At 34.1% G+C, this 23,709-nt stretch carries 19 protein-coding genes and 1 pseudogene; 5 read left to right on the top strand and 15 right to left on the bottom strand.

Going from position 1 to position 23,709, the window contains the following annotated elements:
* Nucleotides 1-67: 67 nt before the first annotated feature.
* Complete coding sequence (locus BLV40_RS09855) at nucleotides 68-2,902, bottom strand: DEAD/DEAH box helicase (protein WP_090689418.1); 2,835 nt, start codon at nucleotides 2,900-2,902, stop codon at nucleotides 68-70.
* A gap of 315 nt (nucleotides 2,903-3,217) precedes the next feature.
* On the opposite strand from BLV40_RS09855, the gene BLV40_RS09850 reads away from it, so the two are divergent.
* Nucleotides 3,218-3,679, top strand: a complete 462-nt coding sequence (locus BLV40_RS09850) for a VOC family protein (RefSeq protein WP_090689415.1) — start codon at nucleotides 3,218-3,220, stop codon at nucleotides 3,677-3,679.
* Between the two features lie 468 nt (nucleotides 3,680-4,147).
* Here BLV40_RS09850 and BLV40_RS09845 read toward each other — a convergent pair whose 3' ends face one another.
* The 3 genes and pseudogenes from BLV40_RS09845 to BLV40_RS09835 all read right to left on the bottom strand — a co-directional run bounded on the left by BLV40_RS09845 (nucleotide 4,148) and on the right by BLV40_RS09835 (nucleotide 5,557).
* Complete coding sequence (locus BLV40_RS09845) at nucleotides 4,148-4,441, bottom strand: hypothetical protein (protein ID WP_231503907.1); 294 nt, start codon at nucleotides 4,439-4,441, stop codon at nucleotides 4,148-4,150.
* A gap of 84 nt (nucleotides 4,442-4,525) precedes the next feature.
* Nucleotides 4,526-4,864: pseudogene (locus BLV40_RS29750) on the bottom strand (DNA-binding protein); the annotation flags it as partial.
* A 405-nt stretch (nucleotides 4,865-5,269) separates the two neighbouring features.
* Complete coding sequence (locus BLV40_RS09835) at nucleotides 5,270-5,557, bottom strand: hypothetical protein (RefSeq protein WP_090689412.1); 288 nt, start codon at nucleotides 5,555-5,557, stop codon at nucleotides 5,270-5,272.
* 182 nt (nucleotides 5,558-5,739) lie between these two features.
* Here BLV40_RS09835 and BLV40_RS09830 point away from each other — a divergent pair, with 182 nt between their 5' ends.
* The 3 genes from BLV40_RS09830 to BLV40_RS09820 all read left to right on the top strand — a co-directional run bounded on the left by BLV40_RS09830 (nucleotide 5,740) and on the right by BLV40_RS09820 (nucleotide 7,576).
* Nucleotides 5,740-6,189 (top strand): GNAT family N-acetyltransferase, encoded by a 450-nt coding sequence (locus BLV40_RS09830; RefSeq protein WP_090689409.1) that lies wholly within the window; start codon nucleotides 5,740-5,742, stop codon nucleotides 6,187-6,189.
* A 122-nt stretch (nucleotides 6,190-6,311) separates the two neighbouring features.
* Nucleotides 6,312-6,629 (top strand): hypothetical protein, encoded by a 318-nt coding sequence (locus BLV40_RS09825; RefSeq protein WP_244525376.1) that lies wholly within the window; start codon nucleotides 6,312-6,314, stop codon nucleotides 6,627-6,629.
* 623 nt (nucleotides 6,630-7,252) lie between these two features.
* Nucleotides 7,253-7,576, top strand: coding sequence for a hypothetical protein (locus BLV40_RS09820; protein ID WP_244525375.1), 324 nt, complete (start codon nucleotides 7,253-7,255; stop codon nucleotides 7,574-7,576).
* 262 nt (nucleotides 7,577-7,838) lie between these two features.
* Here the strand turns inward: BLV40_RS09820 and BLV40_RS09810 are convergent, their stop codons facing one another.
* From BLV40_RS09810 to BLV40_RS09800, 3 genes are all read right to left on the bottom strand, one after another.
* Complete coding sequence (locus BLV40_RS09810) at nucleotides 7,839-9,317, bottom strand: Lsa family ABC-F type ribosomal protection protein (RefSeq protein ID WP_090689405.1); 1,479 nt, start codon at nucleotides 9,315-9,317, stop codon at nucleotides 7,839-7,841.
* A 965-nt stretch (nucleotides 9,318-10,282) separates the two neighbouring features.
* Nucleotides 10,283-10,798, bottom strand: coding sequence for a DinB family protein (locus BLV40_RS09805; protein WP_090689402.1), 516 nt, complete (start codon nucleotides 10,796-10,798; stop codon nucleotides 10,283-10,285).
* Nucleotides 10,799-11,143: 345 nt separating this feature from the next.
* Nucleotides 11,144-12,517 carry a short-chain fatty acid transporter gene (locus BLV40_RS09800; RefSeq protein ID WP_090689399.1) on the bottom strand — a complete coding sequence of 458 codons (1,374 nt, stop codon included), beginning with the start codon at nucleotides 12,515-12,517 and terminating at the stop codon, nucleotides 11,144-11,146.
* A gap of 391 nt (nucleotides 12,518-12,908) precedes the next feature.
* Between BLV40_RS09800 and BLV40_RS09795 the strand changes: the two genes are divergently transcribed.
* The gene (locus BLV40_RS09795) at nucleotides 12,909-13,922 is read left to right on the top strand and encodes a D-alanyl-D-alanine carboxypeptidase family protein (protein WP_090689396.1); all 1,014 of its coding nucleotides are present in this window, start codon (nucleotides 12,909-12,911) and stop codon (nucleotides 13,920-13,922) included.
* Between the two features lie 58 nt (nucleotides 13,923-13,980).
* On the opposite strand, the gene BLV40_RS09790 is transcribed toward BLV40_RS09795, so the two are convergent.
* The 8 genes from BLV40_RS09790 to BLV40_RS09750 all read right to left on the bottom strand — a co-directional run bounded on the left by BLV40_RS09790 (nucleotide 13,981) and on the right by BLV40_RS09750 (nucleotide 23,541).
* Complete coding sequence (locus tag BLV40_RS09790) at nucleotides 13,981-14,754, bottom strand: glycosyltransferase (RefSeq protein ID WP_090689393.1); 774 nt, start codon at nucleotides 14,752-14,754, stop codon at nucleotides 13,981-13,983.
* Between the two features lie 635 nt (nucleotides 14,755-15,389).
* On the bottom strand, nucleotides 15,390-16,715 hold the full coding sequence (locus BLV40_RS09780; RefSeq protein ID WP_090689388.1) for an alpha-glucosidase/alpha-galactosidase: 1,326 nt from the start codon (nucleotides 16,713-16,715) through the stop codon (nucleotides 15,390-15,392).
* 162 nt (nucleotides 16,716-16,877) lie between these two features.
* Nucleotides 16,878-18,641, bottom strand: coding sequence for a glycoside hydrolase family 36 protein (locus BLV40_RS09775; RefSeq protein WP_090689385.1), 1,764 nt, complete (start codon nucleotides 18,639-18,641; stop codon nucleotides 16,878-16,880).
* Nucleotides 18,642-18,678: 37 nt separating this feature from the next.
* Nucleotides 18,679-19,281 (bottom strand): YesL family protein, encoded by a 603-nt coding sequence (locus BLV40_RS09770; protein WP_090689382.1) that lies wholly within the window; start codon nucleotides 19,279-19,281, stop codon nucleotides 18,679-18,681.
* Nucleotides 19,282-19,329: 48 nt separating this feature from the next.
* Nucleotides 19,330-20,157, bottom strand: coding sequence for a carbohydrate ABC transporter permease (locus BLV40_RS09765; protein ID WP_026590850.1), 828 nt, complete (start codon nucleotides 20,155-20,157; stop codon nucleotides 19,330-19,332).
* Nucleotides 20,158-20,172: 15 nt separating this feature from the next.
* Nucleotides 20,173-21,132, bottom strand: a complete 960-nt coding sequence (locus BLV40_RS09760; protein WP_090689380.1) for a carbohydrate ABC transporter permease — start codon at nucleotides 21,130-21,132, stop codon at nucleotides 20,173-20,175.
* Nucleotides 21,133-21,158: 26 nt separating this feature from the next.
* A complete protein-coding gene (locus BLV40_RS09755; RefSeq protein WP_090690009.1) occupies nucleotides 21,159-22,409 on the bottom strand; it encodes an ABC transporter substrate-binding protein in 1,251 nt (416 codons plus the stop codon).
* 103 nt (nucleotides 22,410-22,512) lie between these two features.
* Nucleotides 22,513-23,541, bottom strand: a complete 1,029-nt coding sequence (locus tag BLV40_RS09750) for a LacI family DNA-binding transcriptional regulator (protein ID WP_026590847.1) — start codon at nucleotides 23,539-23,541, stop codon at nucleotides 22,513-22,515.
* Between the last annotated feature and the right edge of the window lie 168 nt (nucleotides 23,542-23,709).

The raw sequence follows: 23,709 nt of genomic DNA, 5'->3' as shown, positions 1-23,709 counted from the left end.
AACAAAAAAGGAACTGTAAATTTACCATTACAGCTCCTACATCAAACAATTCATGAGATTATCTATTTCATTTTAATTCAACTAACTCTTTTGTTAAATATCGATAAGCAATGTCAAAATACTCTTGTTTCCCCCAACTTTCTGCATTCCCGATCACTACGAATACCTCTTTTGCTCTACTTGCTGCAACATTGAGTAAATTTGGCGTACTAGAAGCCCATTTTAGTGGACCTTGTTTTTGATCATCTACCCCTAATACAAAAATAACCATTGGTGCCTCTTTCCCTTGAAAGGTGTGCACGGTCCCAATTTCAATATTTCCATACTCTTTCCCAGGTAGTTTTTGTTGTTTGAATTGCTTTAATTTTTGAACAACACTTACAAAAGGTGAAATAATATAGCAAGATTTATCTGGGTTATCTTGCGAGAATTTTTTTGCAATTTCAATTGCTTTTTCACCTTGCTCGGGAATAAAGTGATTTCCTGTCCCATATGTTTTCCCACCTATATCTAACCATTGGCTAACATATTGAGGCTTACTTTCTTTACTCTTAGTATCCGTTAATCCGTAGAACATTTTACCTTGATACGTTGTTTCATTACATATTGAAAACATTGGATTTTTACATCTTCTATGAACACGCAGAGGTGACCCTAGCCATGTTTTATTCTGATTTGAGTCAATCATCTCGCCTCCATATCTATTATTAAGATCAGCAAACTCTTGAACACTCACTTCATTTCTAGTTAAACGATAAAAGAAATTATATTGCTCAGTTATTCCAGCACTGTCATTTGCAATTAGTTTAAGTTGGTCATCACTTAATGTAACGACAGGAGGAATTTGCAAGGGATCTCCTACAACAACAACATTCCTTGAACGCCAAATCGCACCTATTGCAGATTGGGGAGTAGCTTGGCCTGCTTCATCAATAAACAACCAACCTATATCCTCCGTCTTTAAATCTTTTAAAAACCTTGCAATGGAAGCAAATGTTGAAGAGAGAATTGGAGTGAGTAAAAACACAGTATCAAACATAGCTTGAATGAAATTGTCTCTTTTGGCTTCGTTAATTTGGGAATCAAGATTTCCTTTTTCTTTACCGCCTAAAAAATAGGTTTTTGCTAAAGATAAGTTCTTTTCAATCTTGTCCTGATTTGCAATTAAAAAATCATTATACTCACTCATTAACTTTGCAAAAAGTTTGCTCCGCTCGCAATTCATCTGCTCATCTTTGTTTTCACCGTCGATATTCACAAATTGTTCCTCAGATGTTTGCCATTTCTTTTCATTAACATTATGAAAGACATCATTCTCTTCTGCCGTAGCTATCTTTTTCAGCACATTTTGTTCTAATTGTGTAAATGAATATACGTTTTCATGCTCTAAATCACCAACACGCTGTAAATCTTCTGTAATTGTAGTGAAGTATTCCTTTATATTTGCAGTTTTCCCCATTGCCGCAGAAATTTTCCCCCAACATTTTTTCTCTTTGTCGAATCCTAAAAATTGATAACCGTTCTTCAGTAAATCCTTATCCTTTGGTAAATCTACACTTATATTTTCAACTGCAGAATTATTATTAGATGTTACTAAAATACGATATTCCTTAAGTTTAGGGTGAAAGGAATAATAATAATCTTCTTGTCCCTCCGCAAATTGCACTTTTGAGAATACATCTGTGGCTTCTTTTAGAAACTTTACTTTTTCAAATATAATATTTGCAAATACATCTTTTAACAACGTCGTTTTACCTGTTCCCGGTGGCCCATTAACAGAAAAAATAAAGCCATTCTCTTCTTTTGATTTTGCAATAATAAGATTTAAAGCAACCTGCTGCATAAGTCCTAATGGAAATTCCGAGGGCCATCTCGTAATAGGTATTTTTCGTAATACGTTCTTCATTTCACTTATACTTTCATTCTTAAATAAATCCACTCTTTCCCCTGAGTTTTTTAATACCTCCCAGTTACTTAAAGATAAATAGGTTTCTAAAGCTTTACCAACGGAGCTATCTTTAATTTCATATTTTACTTTTTCTAAATCATTTATATAAAAGCTGTTTACGCCTACATGTTCTTTATATGTTAAACGTACATATTTCTCATATTCTTTTTCACTGCAAAACCGAAATACACCATCTTTATCGAAATGTCTCTTTGAAATATATGATTGTAATGTACTTTGAATATTTTTGGTCAGCTCTTCCCAATTTTTAAATCTGATATGTATATAATTAATGTCTTTTTCTAAAGAATCTTGTTCTTTTGACCCGATAAATTCAAGCGTTTTGTCTTTTTTTCCATAATTATCACTTTCAATTACAGATGAAATCGTATTAATTAAATCTGATTCTAGCTCCTTCAGACTCTTACCTGTACGTAGAAAGTACTTCACAATCGGACTAACCACCACACTAGATTCGAGCGGGGTATCAGGGATTAGCTTAAGCATCTGATTTAGTTGAATATGAATCAAAAAACTATTCGGGTCCTTTTGGAAATCAGTAAAACTTGTTTTTTGCTTTGATTCATTCGAGAAATGCCTTAATACTTCATTTTTTGCTACTGGTAAATAAAATAATGATGCATTATTATCTGCAAGATATTTTCCTTTTGCGCTATTTCCTTTTTTTTGAAGGAATATTTGCATATCCTGATGTGGAGTTCCATTAGGATTGACAAAATCCGGTATATGAATATTAGGTTCTTTATGAAAAAAACTTTTAAATGAATGCAAAGTTATAGACTCTTTATCGCAATTCATGAAATTGAAATGCTCTAATTCAATAAAATAGTTAAGTGTTTTTGTTGCCGTCTCTTTATAATTCGTATTCTCTTTATCTGTATCTTTCCTTTTGTTTTGAAAAAAGAACGGTAATATTTTCTTTAACCCTTTCATTATTGGCCCCCTAGCAGCTGGATTTTCCTAAATTATACCAAATTATAATTAAATTATTTAATACAATTCCTTTTCTTTCAATTATTTTGTAACAATAAGCATAAGATGGCCGTTTTGCCCAACTTATGCTTCCCAATATATATCTAGGGTTCCCTATTGAACTCAGCGCGGATAATGAAGAGAACTTTTTTGTTCAACATTAAGGCTACAAAATTGAAAAAACATTTTAAGAAAATACGATATCACTTCTATTTCTAGTTTATTAAAATAGGCTTTATAGTAAGAATTTCTAAAAATATAAAGGAGGGGTATGCTTTGTTTCCAGGTACTTTATATGAAACACATGTTAAAACAAAAAATTTAGAAGTAGCAAAAGAGTTTTATACTAAACTTGGATTATTTCATGCTCGCACTATTGAAGAACGTCGTGTAGCATTCTTTTGGTTTGATAAAGAAAATAAGAAGGAACAAATGCTGGGCGTTTGGGAGGTATCAGAAGAAGCATTCCATACAAGTCACTTTGCATTCAAGGTTAACTATGAAGAAATCATTCATGCAAGAGAATGGCTTCTTAATAAAGGAATAAATCCAAGGGCCGCTTTTGGTCTTGAACCTTCCGAGCCTATGGTTCATACCTGGACACCTACTGCAAATCTTTATTTTTATGATCCTGACGGCAATTCTTTAGAATTTCTGTGTTTACTTCCCGAAAAGAAAAAAGTAAAACAAGAAGTCATGTATTTAAGTGAGTGGGAAAGTTTGGTGAGTGAAGAATAAATTTGATTTTTGACTCAAATCCCGCAAAATAATTTTAAAAGGAACCATAACCTTGCCCAAGTGGCGAAGTTATGGTTTAAATCACAAAGATTCTAGTGAATAAGCTAATCATTTCGAATATCCTACACTGATAATAAGTATTTTTATTTATTGTAAATTTCACGGCCAACTTATATTTCAAGCATGATGGGGATTCTACGTAAATCTAACATAAGCTCTTTTCGAACATGTTCTGCTAAAGCAAGATTTGATATGGATAAAATAAAAATATTAGGTATTGTATTGATATTTTCAAAATGTAATAGGCCATGTATTACGGTAACAAACAGCAAACTGATGATAGAGAATTAGAATTCTTTGACTGAAGAAACCTTCTACATTCAATTGAGTGATAAAATGAAGGTGATTCCCTTTATATGATACTTGTCAATCAATGCTTCAATAAAGTACAATCTATCCTAATAAATTTTAAATGATAAATGAAATTTGATCTGGTAAATCAATATTTTTAAAATTCTCCATTCCGCAACATTCTTCAACTTGCTTATATACCTTAAAGGCGCACTTGTAAAATAATTGGAAATGTTCTTTAGGCATATCATCAAGTAAAACATAGCCTTCTTCAAAAGTTATTTTATCTTTCAAAATCTTAAAACGCCATCTTTCATACCTTTCTGGGTATTGCTCACAAATATCAATAGTAGGACCAAAACTATAAATCGCATATTCGCTATTATCTAATTCTTTTATTATTGTAATCACTGGGTATCTTCCTATTTCAATTCACTCCTTAATTAATCAAAATTCAATTTGTATGAATTACTAGTCTTGCTCAGTTAGTCGTTAGGTTAATTCCTGAAGGAACTCATTTTGTTTTTCAATGACTTCTTTTTGATTTTGAATCATCGTTTGTAGCGTTGAAATCCGGTTCTTTATAGCGCTCAACTTCATGTTGATTCAAAATAGCAACACCTTGATGCCATGATACAATTTACTTTGTGGTATTTTCTAGTGTCATATCTGTGTCATTCTTTAGGTTTATAACCTTACGGAATGCCATTTCTATACTTCCTATGCCCACGCTCGTTTCCTATGAAGCTGTAATCCTATTTTTCTAACACATAATGTAGGTGATTGGATACCTAATTGCTCCACCACGTCACTAGGACTATAAAACGGCTTCATAGCGTTTCGCTCCAAAAATATATTCGCTATAGCAATGATATACCCTATTTCCTAATAATTCACGTATCACTTGTTTTCATTTTTAACTTGCATAATCTTCACTTGGGTAATCTATTTAGTTCGAATTACAGCCCCGAGCTTAGGGACACCTATCAATTTTCAAAGTGGATACTTATTACTTTTCGATAACAAAATCGAAATCTTTTTTCATTTATACGAATTTTTGTAATAATACAGGATACTCATAAGCCTAAAAATCCCATCATCTTCACAATGTATAAAATCATGTATATAGGTCGGACAAGTGTAGAAACAAAAAACCAAGTAAACACAAGGATTCCAGCCTGTCCTTGCTACCGATAAATTATAAGACGTTATGTTAACCTAACATGTATACGATATACATTAAATAACAATGTAAACTAATGCTGCTATAAGATTTGGTATAGCCATTATTAAAAAACCTTTTGATTGATCGATACGGCCAATTTTACGCGTTTCCTTTTTTGAATATAGAGTTCCTTTATTACCTAAAATTAAACTATCAATGAAGTAAGCTAAAGCTAACCCAATGCTAATTAACCCTAAAGTTCCGCATACATAATAAATGTGACGCCACTCCCCACTAAAATAAGCTTCTACAGATACGAAAAGTAATAGAAGTATTCCTGAAATGAGTCCTCTCTTTATCATTATGATCCCTCCTTCAAAAAGATTTAATATCCACATTATACCATATCGGTGCGTGTATATTTTTTAAACAAATTCCAGTAATGAGACTTAATTTCAACTATGAGTGTATAGAGTATACAGAAAGGGATTACTCTTTTCTAACAAGAATAAAGTGTATAGACTTAATTATCGAGGAGGAAAATATGAAAGATTTTGAAGTTAGAGAGATACAAGATATCTTTTATAATGATCTCACTCATTTAGTACAAGAAAGTAAGCAAGATGGCTTTCGTTTTCTTGAAAGGCTAGTTAATGATTATAAGATTGGTATCAACACTTTTGATAAGCCCGGAGAATCCTTATACGGTGTATTTAACAAGAAAAATGTGTTAGTTGGTATTGGAGGACTTAATATAGACTCATCCTTAAAAGGACAAGAGGTTGGACGATTGAGGAGATTCTATATTGCTAAGGATAATCGAAGAAATGGACTAGGAAAACTCCTGTTAAATACCATCATTTGTGTTGCAAGAAGGCATTATAAAATCTTGGTACTTTATACAGACACAGAGCAGGCTGACAAATTCTACATCTCTACGGGTTTCCTAAAAAGTGATACCTACCCCCACGCTACGCATTATCTAAATTTGTAAAATATGCAAATTCGGACATCTCATAGTAGGTTTGATCTAAAACTTTATCGTTTCCTATTCTTTCGCGCCCCGAATAAATAGTATATTCTTAATTATATATTTTATAAAAGGAGGGGATAATTTTGAGAAAAAGGTATCTATTTTTAATAATAGTAATCATTTTAATTTTTTTTGGTGGGTATAAATACAGAGAGCATAAAAATGAACAAAAGGAGCAAGTTATTAAAGATAAAGCTGAAAAAGTAGCCATCCAATATTTTAAAGAACAAGAAAATCTTGATATCACAGTAACAAAGTTTAAATTTACTCCTTCTGATCTAGGTTCAATATTTGTATCGGGACATGTTACTACTGAACCAACTCGCAGAATTTTGGCTGTTGTAAATTATAAGGACAATTACAAAGTAGAAAGTACAGGGCTTGACGAAGAAAAGAAATAATAACCATAGATCATTCACTTGAAAAGAAAATAAACCTTAACTATGCTTAGTATTTCAAACTCTATTTATTAGATACTATAAATAGAGAAGAAACCTTCAAATAGACCTTTAAATATTTTAAAACTAAAACTCATTATGAACTTGTTCCATATATTAAGTACAAAGCAAAAAGAATCATAATAACGGGTATATACCAAAACAATTACCATATTAGATTTGTTTCTACTAATTGGGACTTTACAAAATCATAAAAAACCAAAAAGAGAGTACTTGTATATAGATATATTGTGTATTCTCTTTTTCACTGTATGCTACATAACTATTTTTACCTCAAAGCCAACGTTACTAACTGTATCTACCATTTTTTTAATATTATTCTTCTATTGGTATCTACCGTAAATCACTGATATAACTACCCTCCGCCCACTTTTACTTTGGGGCAGAAATGGAGCGGAACACTGCAATTTTATATCAAACTCAAACATTTTTAATCTATTTATTTTAATAATGATATTATTGGGTGTGGAATACAGAGAGAGTTTACAACAGCTCATGATATGAAAAATGCCAAAATTATCTTAAAAAAAGACGGCATGGAAATTTCATTTTAACAGGTTATTCAGTTGACTAATAGGAGGAAAGAAATATATGCTATTAAAAAAAATCCAGAAGATCCGGTTTATCGGTTCTTAGCAGCAACATTTTATCAAGATACATTTTACGAAGAAGCACTCCAAGAGTTACTTGAAGAAGAAAGTACGGAATATTTACAAGACGCTATTATTTTTCTAACTGAATTTACTCAAAGCAATTATAGTAATACAGAAAAAAACGAATACATACGGTATTCTGCAGATGGAATATATTTTGGCGGGTTAGAAATAACACCATTGGAATGGCTTGAACAAACAGTTAAAACGATAAAACAAGCATTAAAAAATACTTAGTAAAAAAAGACCGCCCGTAATAGGCAGTCTTTTTTTCATATTACTTCACATACGCATCACTAGCCGTAATGTAATACGTATTCCCTTTCGAGTTGTGCACTTTATACTGCGGTGAGCTGTTTACGTCAACCTTAGCGTCGATAGTAAATCCGAGTGTTGGTTTGAAATAATGTTCAATTAAAAGCGATCTCGCTGCCTCTAAGAATTTGATATATGGTCAGCTGTTATTTTAAATAAAGTTTGATCAAACATTCACCTTGAACTACATAGATATAGTTTTTGTTGCAACTGTTTGTTGGAATGCCTTATCATGCTCAACAATAACCATTGTGGGATTAAATTGTTGAATAAGCTCTTCAATCTGCATACGCGAATAAATATCAATAAAATTTAATGGTTCATCCCATATATATAAATGAGCTTTTTCACATAAACTTTTAGCGATAAGCAGCTTTTTCTTTTGTCCACCAGAATAATGAGATATATCTTTCTCAAATTGAATTCGGTCAAAATCCATCTTACGTAGGATGGATTTAAATAACGACTCATCAATCTCGTGCTCTTCAATAAAGTCCGATAACGATCCCTTCAAATGAGAAGTATCTTGTTGGACATAGGAAATGATGAGCCCTGACCCTAAATTAACTGAGCCTGTATGCTGCGTTGGCTGTCCTAGAATTAGTTTTAGGATACTACTTTTCCCGCTTCCATTCTTTCCATCAAGTACAATTCGGTCACCTTGTTTAACTATGAAGCTAATTGGCTCATTCACTATTTGGTCATCATATTTAACAGACACATCCGCCAAAACAACCAATTCATTTGACTGAAATTTCAATTGTTCTAATTTTAACGACTCAGTTTTCTCCACATTTTTTAGTAATTTTGACTTTTCTTCAATAGCTTTTTGTTGCCTTGATTCAAGGTTCTTCGCTCTCTTCATCATCTTCGCAGCTTTATGTCCTACAAAACCTTTATCTAACTTAGATCCTGAATTCCTTGTTCCATTTTTGGAAGCTTCCACTTGATGAGACCAACCTGCTGAACGCTTTGAAGACTGTTTTAATCTCCCTATGTCTTTTTGTAGACGCTCATTTGTAGCCTCTTCGTGCTCTTGCTGTCTATCAAAATTTAACTTCCAAGAAGAATAGTTACCACTTTGAACTTCAATATTTGCTCTATTTATAGATAAAATATGGTCAACACATCCATCTAAAAAGATTCTGTCATGTGAAATCAAAATAAATCCTTTTTTCTTCCTTAGATAATCAGAGACTATCTTTCGTGCATCAGTATCTAGATGATTTGTTGGCTCATCAATTAATAGAAATTGACCCTCATTCAAAAACAGTGCAGCAAGCAACACCTTTGTTTGTTCTCCATTTGATAATGTTTTAAATGGTCGGTACATGACCTCGGCATCAACATTTAAATAGGATATTTCACGAAGAAATTCCCAATCTTCTGCTTGGGGACAAATTTCTTCAAGGATTTCATGAGTAAACTTGTTCTTATCAAAAACTTGGTAAGGGAAATAATTAAATTCTACCGAAGCAGTGATTTTTCCACTATACTCATAATTCCCTAATAATAAATTAAAGAACGTCGTTTTGCCTCGTCCATTCCTACCGATAAATCCCAGTTTCCAATCCGTATCTATTTGAAAATTTACACCTTCAAAAATGTTATCAAAGCTACCTGGGTATGAAAAAGTTAAGTCTTGGACTTTTATCATTGACATAATAATTCCTCCTTTATATATCGAAACGTTTCATATAAAGTCGGAACATCCATCAATTTTTTAATTCCTCCATATAAGTTTGATGGATATTAACGACTTATATAGAGCATTACATGTGTAACAATAGTCTCTGAATTACTCACTTTTCTCTCTCCTTTATTTGTTAGGTTAAGGTTACAGACTAATGATTATCAACTTACCTATAAGAGAATAAAAAAATCCCCCCAATTTGTGATTGGAAGGATTAGCCTTTCACTTATACTTAATAAGTCCTTATTAATCATTGGAATCATGACAAATAAAGTATGAACTGATTTGTGAAAAATGGATAGACTAACCCTATATTTTGTAGTTTGAAGTTATTAATTTCAAATTAAAATATCGATTAGTTAATCATTATTCATCCATCAGTCCTCTCATTATTCTATTTTTAGAATAACATTCTTTTTTATGGAACGCAATTTCAGAATCATCTTCACATTATCCAATCTCATTTAAATCACCGGATCTCTTCTGCCGATTTTTTAGCGTCTTTCGCAAATTCTATTAAACTGACTGTATTATTTGGTCGCATTTACCAGGTGAATTTCCTGAATATTTATATTACCATTGAATTGTCGAGTCTAAATTTTTTCGGCAGCTACTTGAAGTCCCGCTTCGTCACGGGACTTCTTTCCTTTTTTCATAACTTCCTTCTTTTATGGGATCATTTGCATCGTTTCTTCTCTGTATAATCATATTATTATGGGCATTTCAGCAAATATCCCCTAATACATTCCAGAGCTTTTGCTATTAAACAAAAAAGTCGCCTACAAGGACCGTTCTACTTCTCTAGCTCCTCCACTACCATCTCGTCTAATACGCTTTAAATATATTCAATTAAACCATTCGTTTATAAATAAGTTTGATTATTTCTTGATGCTTGTGCCATTAAAGCGCCCGATTGTGAAATTGGCAAAGGCAGTCTAATTATCGAATAGCCCTCTTCCCCTCAAATTTGCGGAAACTGGCTCCATTCCTATTTCACGTGCCCATATAGATAACTGGCCGATATGGTGGATTTCGTGGACAATGATGTGACGTATAATCTCTCCATGTGTACATTCAATGACTCGGCGCCTGATTGGTGCGTCTCTCGAGCTAATCGGTTCTTTATTGAAATCAGTTTCTGAAAGTTTCCGAGAATCCATTTCATTTGTCCAAGATGTCACAAACAGCTTGACTTTCTCGTGGTATTGAGCTGAAAGATTTTTCACTTTGTGTAAGCTAGCATAATCTTCAAACAATGGCTCCTCAGGCACTGGTTCACCTCGCAAACCTAAGATCCACATATATTCCACATCTACAATATGAAATAGAGTATGTAGGATACTGCCGAACCCACCGACCCGTTTCTTTAATAGTTCTTCAGCCGGTATGTCTTCGCACAATGTAAACCAATCATCACGAACTTGCCAGTTATATTGAAACAGTTTCAGCATCACAACAACCTCCGTCTTTTAAATTAACATTTAATATTCACCAAAAGACTTCAAAATCCTTATTTAAATAATAACTCTAAAAAACCTGTTAAAACCCTCTACAAACTAGCCCTTTAATTGAGCATTTTAAATGAATTTAAAGGGGCAAAAGAAAAACCCTATTATACAGGGTTTTATCAAATTTTGTTTTAAATTATCAATCTATGACATTCGAAACTCTCAAAGGTAGTCATCAAAATTGCCTTATTATTATCAACAGAACGATGCCAACGACTACTAATCCATCGAGGAATACTTTTTCCCTTAAAGTGAAGTAGTTCTTCAGCTTGGATATTCCTATGAAAGCTAATATACAAATAACATCAATACACTTGTAACTATCCCGACCCAAATACAGAGAATGAAACAATAGCCCATGATATCTTTAATTTTCAATCCTAGCACTCCTAATAGAGGTAGTGCCCAGAACGGCTGAATCAGATTTGTCCATGCGTCTCCCCACCCTACCGCCATAGCGATAGTAGCTGGATCCACACCTAGCTTCAATCCTGCCGGGACCTGCAGTGGTCCTTGTAAAGCCCATTGCCCTCCGCCAGATGGCGCCAATAAGTTCACCAATCCCGCTGACCAATATGTAAATATATCAAATGTATCCTTTGTCGCAATGGACGCCATCCATTCGATGATAGAGCTTCCCAATCCTGAACTTCCTAAAATAGCAATAATTCCTGCATAAAACGGAAACTGTAGTATAATTGGCGAAATGGATTGCGCGGATTCTTTAAATCCTTGTGCAAAGTTGCCAAGGGAACCATGTAGTAATAAACCGAGTGACAAGAAAAATAAATTAATGATATTTAAATCTAAGCTGCGACCGTTTATAAATTCATACACACAATACAACGTGCCGATTGCACCTAATACGATTCCGAGAATTGGTGTCCATTCTAATTTTTCCGCAGCAGTTAAATCTTTTTGAGGGGGTTTTACAAAAGAATTTGTATCTGTTTCGTTTGCTTGATACCTGATAATCCCGCTTTTTGGAGCCATAAGTACAATAATAATCGGCATTGTGATGAATAGAGCGAAAAAAATAATTAGAGTAGAGTAACTAAAGATTGTTTGTGAGGTAGGAATAATTCCAATCATATCTGCAAGAAAATGATCCTTTGTGGCAATTGTCAAGCCAATAGAGCTGGAAAGGCCTGCACTGTATAAGGCTGTCGGAGCATAAGCAGCTGCTACAAGCAATGGAAAATGTGCATTCGGATTCTTTTTCGCCACTTCCTTCGCAATGATTGCTCCCACAACTACCGCTAATCCCCAATTGATGTAGTACGCAATTGCACTAATTAAAAATGTCATCGTATAAGCCTTTTGAGGTGTGTCTGCTAACTTTGCAACTGACTGCAAACCTCTATTAACAAACGGGACGGACGCTAACGTCATCCCTGTAACCATTAGTAATACCATTTGCATTGTAAAAGTCAAATAAGTCCAAAACCCATCTCCCCACGATTTTACGATTGCATACGGCTTAGAGGGATTCATCAAAAATGCCACAATAAAAGTAAACAAAGTGAGCAGCACAGCAATAACAAAGGCGTCTGGTACATACTTCTGAGACCATCTCGAAAACATATTTGCGCACTTTGTAAGCAATGATTCTTTCTTTCCTAGATCTGCATCTGTGTTTTTCTCTAATAGGGAATGCTTCATAAATATTCTCCTTTCCAAATTTTAATAAGGTAAATATGAATAACATTCCACAAAAGAAAATAAATTCCTTTTACACATGCAGATTCTTCTCCCATTTAACTTAAGGAAATTTTTCATCTCTAGCTAGTATTTCTACCGCATAATTTACTTCTATATTTATACTAGAATAATTTATTCCTTATACATTCTTAATACATTCCTGTCCTCCAATGTTAAATCTTCTTTATGTTTAAATGTAAGTCAAATTATATTTTTAGCCCATCATCATCACTATAATTATCCAATCTTAATATTTTCCTTATAATTCTTTAGAAATTCTTTAACTTTTCTTTCCTCCTAGTTAAATATTAATTTTTACACTAGTAATATCGAGATACAAGGAGGATAGCCTATGCAATATTTTAAGAAACTGATGCTTCTTATCTTATCTTTTCTTATTACTGCAATTGTTGTTTTTTATTTTTATTTCTATGTAAATGGACCTTCAATTAAAGCTAAATCAGCTATTTTAATAGATACAACCTCAGAAGAAATTGTATATAAAAAAAATGAAGATATCCCTCTTCCCTCAGTAAGCTTATCAAAAATGATGACAGAGTATATTGTGTTAGAACAAATACATAAAGGAAATATCAATTGGGATGATCGTGTAAAAATAAATGATTCTTCCATTCAAACAGAGAGAAAGGATATTGATATAAATACTGCCGATCAAGTAACGGTTCGTGATCTGTTTCATGCAATGGTTCTTACATCTAATAATAGTGCGGCTGTATCTTTAGCAGAACATATTTCAAAAAGTGAGCAAGACTTTACGAATTTAATGAATGAAAAAGCTACACAACTTGGACTTTCTAATAAAACATATTTTGCAAATGCAAGCGGTATTATAGTGAATCAACAAGAAGAATCTAAAATAACAGCTTTAGATGCCTCCAAATTAGCCCAGCATTTACTAACAGATTATCCTATAATATTGGAAATTTCCAAATTAACCTCTTATCAATTCACCTTCAAAGATATACATGTTTTCAATACAAATAAAATGTTGTATTCACTTGATAGCAATGTGAAATTTAAAGGCGTCGATGGTTTACAAACTAGCTTTGCAAATTCTGCTGGATATAGTTTTGCTGGTACAGTGCAACAAGGAAACAAAAGATATATTTCCATTGTAATGGGGGTCAACGGAGAAAATAGCGTGTTTATCGAAACAAAAAAACTATTTACTTATGGTTCCGAGCCTACTCGCATTCCATCTCTTCAATCTGTTAAGGATTATGCGCTTTCATGGATCTCGTTATTTCAGTTTAAAAATCTATTTGTACAAACAATAATAATTTTTGTTATTATCATCATTTCGCTATTCCTACATATACGAAAAAAAGATTCAGAGGATTTTTAATTTCAAACCCTCTTTTACATAAAAACCGACTTGCGTTTTCAAGACAAGTCGGTTTATCTTAGTTTTCTTTTTCTTTATCTTTTTCATAATATAACTCATTTGCATACCTTCTATTTGTCCCCTTTAAATATGCAAAAATAATTTGAGGTCTCTTTATTAATGCCCAATCACCATGTTCATCAAATTTTCTACATGAAGTTGTCATATATGCTTTCTTTATCGTATTGAATTTTTTTCCACTCGTCTTACCATGTTTTTTTAAACGCATCGCAAATTCTGCATCTTCAGCCATTAACAAACCTTCGTTAAAACCACCAATTGCATTAAAATCTTTCCTATAACACCAGAACATCCCAACTGATATGAGTCCATATTTAAAAATGAGAGGAAGAATTAATAATACTCCCGATACTATGATTCCTAGTGAAATACGTTCAAACTTTGCTTTAACACCCCCACCTATATATTTTCCAGTCATTAATTGCTTTTCTATTTCACTCAACATATTCTCGCTCATCCAGCTATCTGCATCAATTGTAACAATGATTTCTCCCCTAGCTACTTTTGCACCAGCATTTCTTATTTTAGAAAGGTTTTTGTTTTCATCTTGTACAGTTACGCAATGATATGACTGGGCAATTTCTTCTGTTCGATCACTACAGCGATTTAGTACAACAATAACTTCAACCTTATTTTTATAATTTTTTGATGCAGCCACAATAGAATCCAGACATCTACCAATATACCTTTCTTCATTGTGTGCAGGAATTATAATAGAAAATTTAATGTCTTGTTCACTATCTCCTCCTACAAAACAACTACCTCTATCCATGTCGCATCTCTCCAATACAATTCTTATATTTTGGCAATTCCTTACTATATATACAGATACATTTACTATAGAACAAATTTCTGTATTCACATTGAATTATAATTAAAACCTGCCTACTTTTTCATACAAAAAAACACCGGAATTTAGGATTTATGCCTAACGACTCGGTGCTCCTTTCTTTCTAACAATGATCATTACCTAGAATAATTCAATACAAAACTGGCATTCCTATTCTAAAGAATTCAATTTCTATATTACCCCTTAAGATAAATAGCCTATTATCATGTTGCCTTAGCTTATATAATATCTCTTATTTACTATTTTTTCAAAAAATACGTTAACGGGGCCTTTACACTTTCGCCGACAAATGAATCCGCAGCAAAATGAATAACTACTTCTACTAATCTAAGTCTTTTCCTGTTCCTTCTGCCTTCACAGCTCGGTGCTATCACCCTAGAGATTACACCCAAGACAGGCACAAAAAAGGAGCAAGCCCCTATTACATAAAGATTAATTAGTGGTTTGCTCTCTTTTTTCAAGCATATTCACTCTTGGGTTCTAGTGAACATTTTTTCACCAAAACAGAATAAACCAGTCTGGAACCCAGTCTATTCTGTCGCATTCATTCACGTTATTTAGAATGTCTTCAAAATTTCTGTCCCTTTAAATTGAGGCAGCCAGTCACCATGTGCTTCAATGAGATCATCGCATAATGAGACGATATCATCGATAGACAGTTCTGCCGCAGTATGTGGATCAAGCATTGCGGCCTGATAAATGTGTTCTCTCTTACCTGTTATAGCTGCTTCAATAGTAAGAAGCTGGGTATTGATGTTGGTACGGTTCAGCGCCGCCAGCTGTTCAGGAAGTTCTCCTACATAACAAGGTGTAATTCCGCTCCGATCGACCAGGCACGGAACTTCAACCACAGCTTTTTCCGGAAGGTTACTGATTAAGCCGCCTGTATTCAAGACATTTCCGTGGAGTTTAAATGGTTTATCAGTTTCCATTGCATCAATGATATAAGAAGCATATTCAAGTGTACGTTTATGTGTCAGGTTTTTATTGTTAACAAGGTCTTCACGCATTTTCACCCAGTCCTCAATTTGATTGACACAGCGGCGCGGATATTCATCAAGCGGAATGTTCAACTTATCGATGAGTTCCGGATAGTTCCTTTTAATGAAGTATGGATGATATTCGGCGTTATGCTCGGACGATTCCGTTACGTAATAGCCGAAACGGTTCATCAGTTCCAAACGAACCATATCATCATGTTTTTCTTTTTGCTTTTCAGCCGCACGTTTCTTGATTTCCGGGTACAAGTCTTTCCCATCTCTTGTCACTTCTAAAAGCCAGGCCATATGATTGATTCCGGCAATTTTCCACTGGACATTTTCTGTATCCATTCCGAGCGAACGAAATAAGTACGGAACACAGACCTGAACGCTGTGGCACAATCCGACCGTTTTTACGCCACCGTAACGAATCATTGCCGCCGTTAACGTCGCCATCGGGTTTGTATAGTTTAAAAACCAAGCATCCGGACAAACTTCACGGATATCTTTGGCAAAATCAAGCATCACCGGAATGGTTCGTAATGCGCGAAAAATGCCGCCAATACCGATTGTATCTCCAATTGTCTGGCGAAGCCCATACTTTTTTGGAATTTCGAAGTCGGTCACCGTACAAGGCTCATATCCGCCGACCTGTATAGCATTAATGACGTATTTTGCTCCTCTTAACGCCTCTTTCCGGTCCGTATAAGTCTTGATGTACACGTTGCTACCGGAGCTTTCCTTTAGATTTTGCAGAATGTTCTCAGAATCCTTTAAGCGTTGATGGTCAATATCAAACAGGGCAAACTCGAATCCTTGGATACTAGGTATTAACATGCAGTCACCAAGTACATTTTTGGCAAAAATCGTACTTCCAGCACCTAGAAATGTAATTTTTGACATTTTCATCCTCCTCATGAACCATTTTTATTTATTATTTATTGCAACTAGGATCGGCTTTTTAGAATAAAAATCCGTGAAAAAAATCGTTCCATTGCAGTGTTCCTAAAAACAGTTTGTTCTAGTTGAATACCAGCATTCATTAACATGAAGCCATAATCCGATTTAGGCTTTTCTAAAAATTAGAACTCCAGATTTCTCTGTCTCTATCCTATGTAACCCTTTGAATAGATCGGTTTTATGTTTTCGGATTAAATTGCCAGTACAGCTGTATGTCTCAATTGTTATATTGACAAGATCTTTTTCTAAATCTAGGATGAACTCCTCGTTTAAAGTGCCATTTACAATAATAAATTCCTCGGGAATATTGGTACCAGTCTTAATACAAACATCTGCGTAAATGGTGATTAGTCTGGTTGAGTCATTCATAGTTTCTACTATCGGGTAAAGTAATTCTGGTGCAGTAGGCTTTAAATCACCATTCAATAATACGTCTTGGTATTTTTTCGAAAACCCTAGCCAAAACTTTGCCATTTCAAAATGATCTTTATTTAATTTTTCAAAACGCATGGAAAATTGCGGTACACCAAAAATGACATTGATTAATTGTAGTGCCGCATTTTCAGTCGTATCTTCTGGACTCCACATAATCATATCGGAATGAACAGCAGTGTTTCCTGATAGCAAGCGTAGATCCATAATACCAACACGGTTTGTAATTGCATCATTCGGGCAATCTCCTACCCTGAAAATATTTCCATATTTCCTCATATAAGGTCCGATATATCTTTGTCTGAATTCAACCATAATGGATGGCTTAATTAATTTTAAACTTTCCATAATATCAGTAAATAGACGATCCACCGCTTCCTGTACGGATTCATAATCCCGTTCTGGATCAAATTGAATTGCTTGGCCCTTCGCTCGATTTAAATCAAATAAATCAATAAAATCAAATTTAAATCCGTCTAGATCCCACTCTTTCAGAGCTTTTTCGTAAGTAGATATCAAATATTCCCTGACTTCTGGGTAACGTGGATCCAAAACTCCTGCCTGGAGACTATCATTGAAATATAAAATTTTACTTCGGAAGCGCTCCCACGTCTTTGAATAGATTCCCACAAATGGTACACTATACCACAATAAATATTTCATCCCCAAATCATGTACTCTCTCAACATGTTCCCTCATGCCCACGATTCTTTTAGGAGACACTTCCCAATCTCCACAATAAGCATAACCACGATGATCATCTTCTGTCTGCCAGCCATCGTCAACGATAACAGCCCCACAACCTAACTGTTTCGCAATCTCACATTGTTTCTCGATTTCATCATCAGATATGTCCTGATGAAAGCTATACCATGTCGAATACATAGGAAGCTTCGCAGTTTCTGGAACAAAGGATGGCCCATATCCATCCATTTCCTCATACCACACGGAAATATCTTGGATTGCTTGATAATAAGGAATATCCCTCATATCGACTCGAATCACTCCATCATAGGATGATCGAACTTTGGATGGCTCTGTAAATAATGTGATTTGCGCTTTCATCGTTCCAGTTTCTTCGTGGACGCCCAAATTAAAATTAACAGTATCCATTGCATTGGAATATGCTACAGCCAGCCTGTTCTGTCCTTCTTGATTATAGAAACAGCCAACCGGGGCTAATACTGTTGCTTTAGAAGAAAAACCTCCATCCCAATCCACACCGAAACTTTTACTACGGGAGGATCCCGGATGCCAATATGATTGAATATCAACAATTGGGTGATGCCAAACTAAATTAACTTTTGGGAATTGAATGGGTTGTTCTGATCCTATATGAATATGAACAAATAAAACTCCATTTTCTTCTCTTTGGTCAATTTTGACTTTGACACTATCTTCATGAATGGCCTCAATGTTTGCCTTTTGTGTGATCATAGCCTCTCCTCCTCTTTTTCTTTTTTAAAATATTGAATTATAGAGCTACACCTTTTAAGCGAGCAAAAATATTTTTTGTAAACAATACGATGACTAGTGCAATACCACTACCACCAAACATGAAAATTAGACCTGGATATATTAAAAAAAGAAGTGCCATCAGAATGAGAGTGATGATGATCATGATCGTTTTTATCGGATTTGCTATGCCTATTAATGTGGCATATTTAAAATAATGAAATGTTTTTACTTCAAAATGATTAAATGTCTGAATAATATAGAGTAAATTCACTACATAAAATAAAAGCATTGACAAACTCATAAGGGAAAGAACCCTACTTACCAAGGTGTCATACATTTGAAAAAAATAAAGATCCGTCATAAGTATCGAGCCTATTAAAACGATGACAAAACCCATTTTGTTCGATTTTTTAAAATTAGATTGATAGGAATTCCAAAAAGTTGCTACCATTTTTGTATCCTTTTTGTTGATCAAATCCATTATTAATTGGAACATAGCAACAGTCGATGGGAATAATCCAAACACCCCAAAACCAATCAATGTAAATCCAATCCACAATAAATTAAGAAATAACAATTTCATGATCCATTCTAATAAATGATAAATCCTTGCGATCACGGCCCACTTCCTCCTTTCTGTCTTCCTTGATCAGGTAGGAAATAAACATTATTTGATACCTGTATTTTGAACGCCATCCAGGATAAAGCGCTGTGCTATAAAAAATACTATAATGGGAGGAATACAAATTAATAGAGTCGAAGCCATGATAGAAGTCATATCAACTCCAAACATCCCTTTGAATTGCATGAGTCCCAACGTTAAAGTGTATTTACTTTGATCGTTCAGAAAAATTAATGGTCCTAAATAATCATTCCATGAGCCTAACATTTGAAACACACCGACAACCACCAATACTGGAGCCATTAACGGAATGAATATCCGAGAAAAAATTTGAAAATGGTTCGCCCCGTCTATGATCGCTGCTTCTTCCATTTCTTTAGGAACTCCTAATAAAAATTGGCGAAGTAAAAAAATGAAGTAGGGTGATCCAAAAAAGTTAGGAACAATCAGTGGTTTTAAAGTATTAATCCAGCCCAACTGATTAAATTCCATATATAAGGGAATTGCAGTTACATCCCAGGGAATCATCATTCCTGCTAGTAAAATTAGAAAAAGAATGTCCCTTCCTTTAAAATTGAATCTGGCAAATCCATAAGCTACTAAAGAAGATGATAATAGTTGTCCGATGATGCCTAATCCTGTAACAATCAAAGAATTTTTCAGAAATGTTGTAAAAGGTAAAACAGTCCAGGCTGTATAAAAATTACTAAATTCAAACTGAGACGGAATTAGTTTCGGAGGAAAAACAAATGTCTCAGCAGGGGTTTTTACAGCTGTAATGAACATCCAAAGAAATGGTGCGATAAAAAATAAACAAAAAATAATCAGTATTGTATGTACAATAACCTTCGTTGTTATACTTCTCGTAATCATCATATTCCTCCTTTCCTATTTTTGTTTCTTTTTCATTTCATTTTCATAGTAAACCCAAGTATTAGATGTTTTGAAAACCAGTAATGTCAGAGCCAAAATAATTAAGAACATAAACCAAGCATTTGCGGATGCATAACCCATTTTAAAATACTTGAAAGCATTTTCATAAACATACATCGCATAGAAATACGTCTTTCTTAAAGGTCCTCCACCTGTTAGAACAAGCGCGAGTGTTAACTGTTGAAATGCTGAAATGATAGCAGTAATGACATTAAACAGAATGGTTGGACTAAGCATCGGAAGTGTTATTTTACTGAACTTGTGCCATTTACTTGCACCATCTATATCTGCAGCTTCATATAGGTCTTTCGGTATATTTTTTAAACCGGCTAAGAATATCAGCATCATAGTCCCTTGCCCCCAAATACCTGCAAACACGATGGCAAAAAGTGACCAGGTTGGATCATTTAGCCAGTTTGGTCCATTAATGCCTATTAATGATAGTAGATAGTTTAGTAAACCGTATTCACCGTCGTACATCCATGACCAAATCATTGAAAGGGCTACTCCCGAAACAACTGTAGGAAGATAGAATATCGTTCTATAGCCTGAAAGCCATTTTACTTTTTGATTTAATAATATAGCTAGCAAGAGAGCAATACCGATGTTTAACGGTACTAAAATAGCAGCAAACTTAAAGGTAACTCCTAAAGATTGCCAAAACACTGGATCATTTGTAAACATATCAACATAATTTTTGAAACCAATAAACGTTGGGGTTCCAACAGTAGGCCAATCAAAAAAGCTTATGATAAGAGAAAAAATCAAGGGTCCGAACGTAAAACAGAAGAAACCAATGATCCAAGGAGAAATGAATAGATAGGGAGTAAGGTCTCCCCATCTAATCTTTGATAGAATGGATATAGGTCGTTCGGGAACCGTTTGAGTTATTTTATTTTCAGTTTTTATAATCATAAAATGATCCCCTTCTTTCTCTTAAACTATTTTTTCAATTCAGGCTCTATTAATTTAACCGCTTCATTCAAGGCTTTATCTGCTGAATTTTGCCCTAATAATACACTGCTAATTGCATAATCTAGTTTTTTGTCAACTTCTGTCCATTTGCTTGTAAGTAAAAAGCCTGGAGTATCTGATGATCTTTCAAGCATAGAATAGAATGTACTTAATAACTGATCATTTTTATGACTTTGTTCGGAAACCACACTCTTAAGTACTGGCATATCAGACTTTCTCATTTTTGCTGCTTCTGCTGATACAAAGTATTTGATAAATTTCCAAGCTATGTCTTTTTCTTTAGAGTCTTTGGCCATTGCAATTCCTGCAGAATGGATAACACCCTTTGAAGGTTGTCCATGAAAGGATGGAATTTCTGCAGTTCCAAAATCCATGCCAGCCTTTTTAAATTCTTCTAAAGGCCAAATGCCGTTCTCGATCATAGCTATTTTCCCTGATTTGAAACTATCAGTGACTTTATCAGACACAATAGCACTATTTTCATCAATCATATGTTGAAAGTCTTTAAGGATTTCTTGTGTTTTTGAACTATTCATATATCCATCTACCTTTTTGCCATCAGGACTAATGAAACTACTCCCATTACTCCATACATATTCTTGGAATGCATATGAATTTTTTTTGGAAGAGAGAACAAACCCATATTGTTTCTTTTCAGGATTGGATAACTTTTTCGCTGCATCACTGAACTGCTCCCAAGTCCAACCAGAAGTCGGAAGAGGTACCCCTGCTTCTTGGAAAAGTTTTTTATTGTAGTAAATGACGCGAGTGGTAAAACCAACTGGAAATCCATAGGTAGTATCTTTAAATTTGTGATAGTTTAGAATATTTGTATAAAAATCATCAAAAGTAGTTTTAAAACTACTGTCTTTATTTACGTAGTCATCAAGTGGCTCCAGAGATTTATAGTAATCTGGATAATTCCACATATACATGACATCAGGGGGATTTTTTGCTCCGAAAGAAGCAGCCAGCTTATCCTCAAACCCGTCAGCATATGCTTCAACTTGCACTTTCACTCCTGGATTCGCCTTTTCAAACTTTTTCGCAATATCTTGTTGGTATTTGAGACTCTCTCCAGTATCCCATGTAGCAAAGCGTAATACTTTCTCCCCACTTTTACCTTGACTAGAAGATTTCTCACTGTTCGCGCAAGCAGAAAGCACCACTGCAAAAGAAATAGCTAAAATTAATAATAACGATATTCTTTTTTTCAACATAAATCCCCCCTATCATTTTTTGAAGATCAATTTTGTCTTTTGTAAAACAATCTTTAGACCTAACTTTAAGAATGCGTTTTCATTCCTTCTTAAAAATTTTTTAAATCCCCTCACCTCCACAACTTTTTCTAATAATCAAATTAGTCGGAACCACCACTTTTAATGGCAGTGTTCTCCCATCAATGCGTTCAACTAGAAGATTTACTGCTACTTTCCCCATCTCCTCGGTATGAACTTTTACAGTGGATAATGGAGGAGTAACAAATTCGCATAATTCAATCCCATCAAATCCAAAGATTGCGATATCATCAGGAACCTTTAATCCTGAATCCGTTAAAGCTTTCAAAGCACCAATGGCCATAGGGTCACTTCCAATGAAAAAGGCGGTAGGGAGATTCCCTGAATGGATCGCTTCCTCCATTAGCGTTAAGCCATCTTTCGTTGCCCATTTTCCAATATAAGTATATTCCGGGTTATATAATCCCTGTTCCGTTAGCATTTTTTCATATGTTCTTTTTCGTACATCTTGAATCTCTAATTTTCCAGATAATCCACCAATGGTATATGATTGACCACCAATATAACCGATTTTTTTGTGTCCTAAATCCAATAAGTATTGAATAACCTTTTCAGTAGCTTTTTCACAATCTATCACCACTGAATCATATAGTTGTTCATCAGGAGATACATCGACAAACACTAAATGTTGTACTTGCTTTACTTGATTTTCCACCTCTTCTTGACCTATGACTCCTACTACTATTAGTCCATCCAATCCTTCTAGATCCTTTTTATTGAAAGGAGGTCTCAACACTTTCGATAGTTCAATTCCCAATTCAATCATCCTCTTTTCAATTCCATTACGAATGGCCAAAAAATATGGATCATCAAATTCCGATTCCTGAGAAAGATACATCAAAAGCCCAATTTTTCCGTACTGCTTAGGATTGGTAATTTTTTTTTCTATATTTCGTTGCTTTTTAGGTATGTAATCTAACTCTTCTGCAGCCTGAAGGATTTTTTTCCGAGTCTCTTCTGTAACGGATAAAGTTTGGTCCTCATTTAACACTCTTGATACAGTCGTTTTTGATATCTGTGCCTTTTTGGCAATTTCATTTAATGTTACCAATATGATTACCTCTTTTTCTATTTTTAGTAAATAAAAATTAATAATTTACTGAATTTTTACTTAAATATAATATATCAGAGGTAAAAAATAAGCGCAATATTAATTTTCATAATTTTCAATTTAATTTTTCACCATTATTCACCCATATTGAAATTCAAGGATCCGAAG

It is taken from the genome of Bacillus sp. 166amftsu, assembly GCF_900107445.1.
Taxonomy (GTDB): Bacteria; Bacillota; Bacilli; order Bacillales; family Bacillaceae_G; genus Bacillus_A; species Bacillus_A arachidis.
Note: the sequence above shows the minus strand (reverse complement) of the source record. Positions and strands in the feature narration are given on the sequence as shown.

What these genes read in the sequence shown, in the direction of transcription:
- BLV40_RS09855 (WP_090689418.1), bottom strand. Translation starts at nt 2,902, where the DNA reads ATGAAAGGGTTAAAGAAAATATTACCGTTCTTTTTTCAAAACAAAAGG.
- BLV40_RS09835 (WP_090689412.1), bottom strand. Translation starts at nt 5,557, where the DNA reads ATGATAAAGAGAGGACTCATTTCAGGAATACTTCTATTACTTTTCGTA.
- BLV40_RS09830 (WP_090689409.1), top strand. Translation starts at nt 5,740, where the DNA reads ATGAAAGATTTTGAAGTTAGAGAGATACAAGATATCTTTTATAATGAT.
- BLV40_RS09810 (WP_090689405.1), bottom strand. Translation starts at nt 9,317, where the DNA reads ATGTCAATGATAAAAGTCCAAGACTTAACTTTTTCATACCCAGGTAGC.
- BLV40_RS09805 (WP_090689402.1), bottom strand. Translation starts at nt 10,798, where the DNA reads ATGCTGAAACTGTTTCAATATAACTGGCAAGTTCGTGATGATTGGTTT.
- BLV40_RS09800 (WP_090689399.1), bottom strand. Translation starts at nt 12,517, where the DNA reads ATGAAGCATTCCCTATTAGAGAAAAACACAGATGCAGATCTAGGAAAG.
- BLV40_RS09795 (WP_090689396.1), top strand. Translation starts at nt 12,909, where the DNA reads ATGCAATATTTTAAGAAACTGATGCTTCTTATCTTATCTTTTCTTATT.
- BLV40_RS09790 (WP_090689393.1), bottom strand. Translation starts at nt 14,754, where the DNA reads ATGGATAGAGGTAGTTGTTTTGTAGGAGGAGATAGTGAACAAGACATT.
- BLV40_RS09780 (WP_090689388.1), bottom strand. Translation starts at nt 16,715, where the DNA reads ATGTCAAAAATTACATTTCTAGGTGCTGGAAGTACGATTTTTGCCAAA.
- BLV40_RS09775 (WP_090689385.1), bottom strand. Translation starts at nt 18,641, where the DNA reads ATGATCACACAAAAGGCAAACATTGAGGCCATTCATGAAGATAGTGTC.
- BLV40_RS09765 (WP_026590850.1), bottom strand. Translation starts at nt 20,157, where the DNA reads ATGATTACGAGAAGTATAACAACGAAGGTTATTGTACATACAATACTG.
- BLV40_RS09760 (WP_090689380.1), bottom strand. Translation starts at nt 21,132, where the DNA reads ATGATTATAAAAACTGAAAATAAAATAACTCAAACGGTTCCCGAACGA.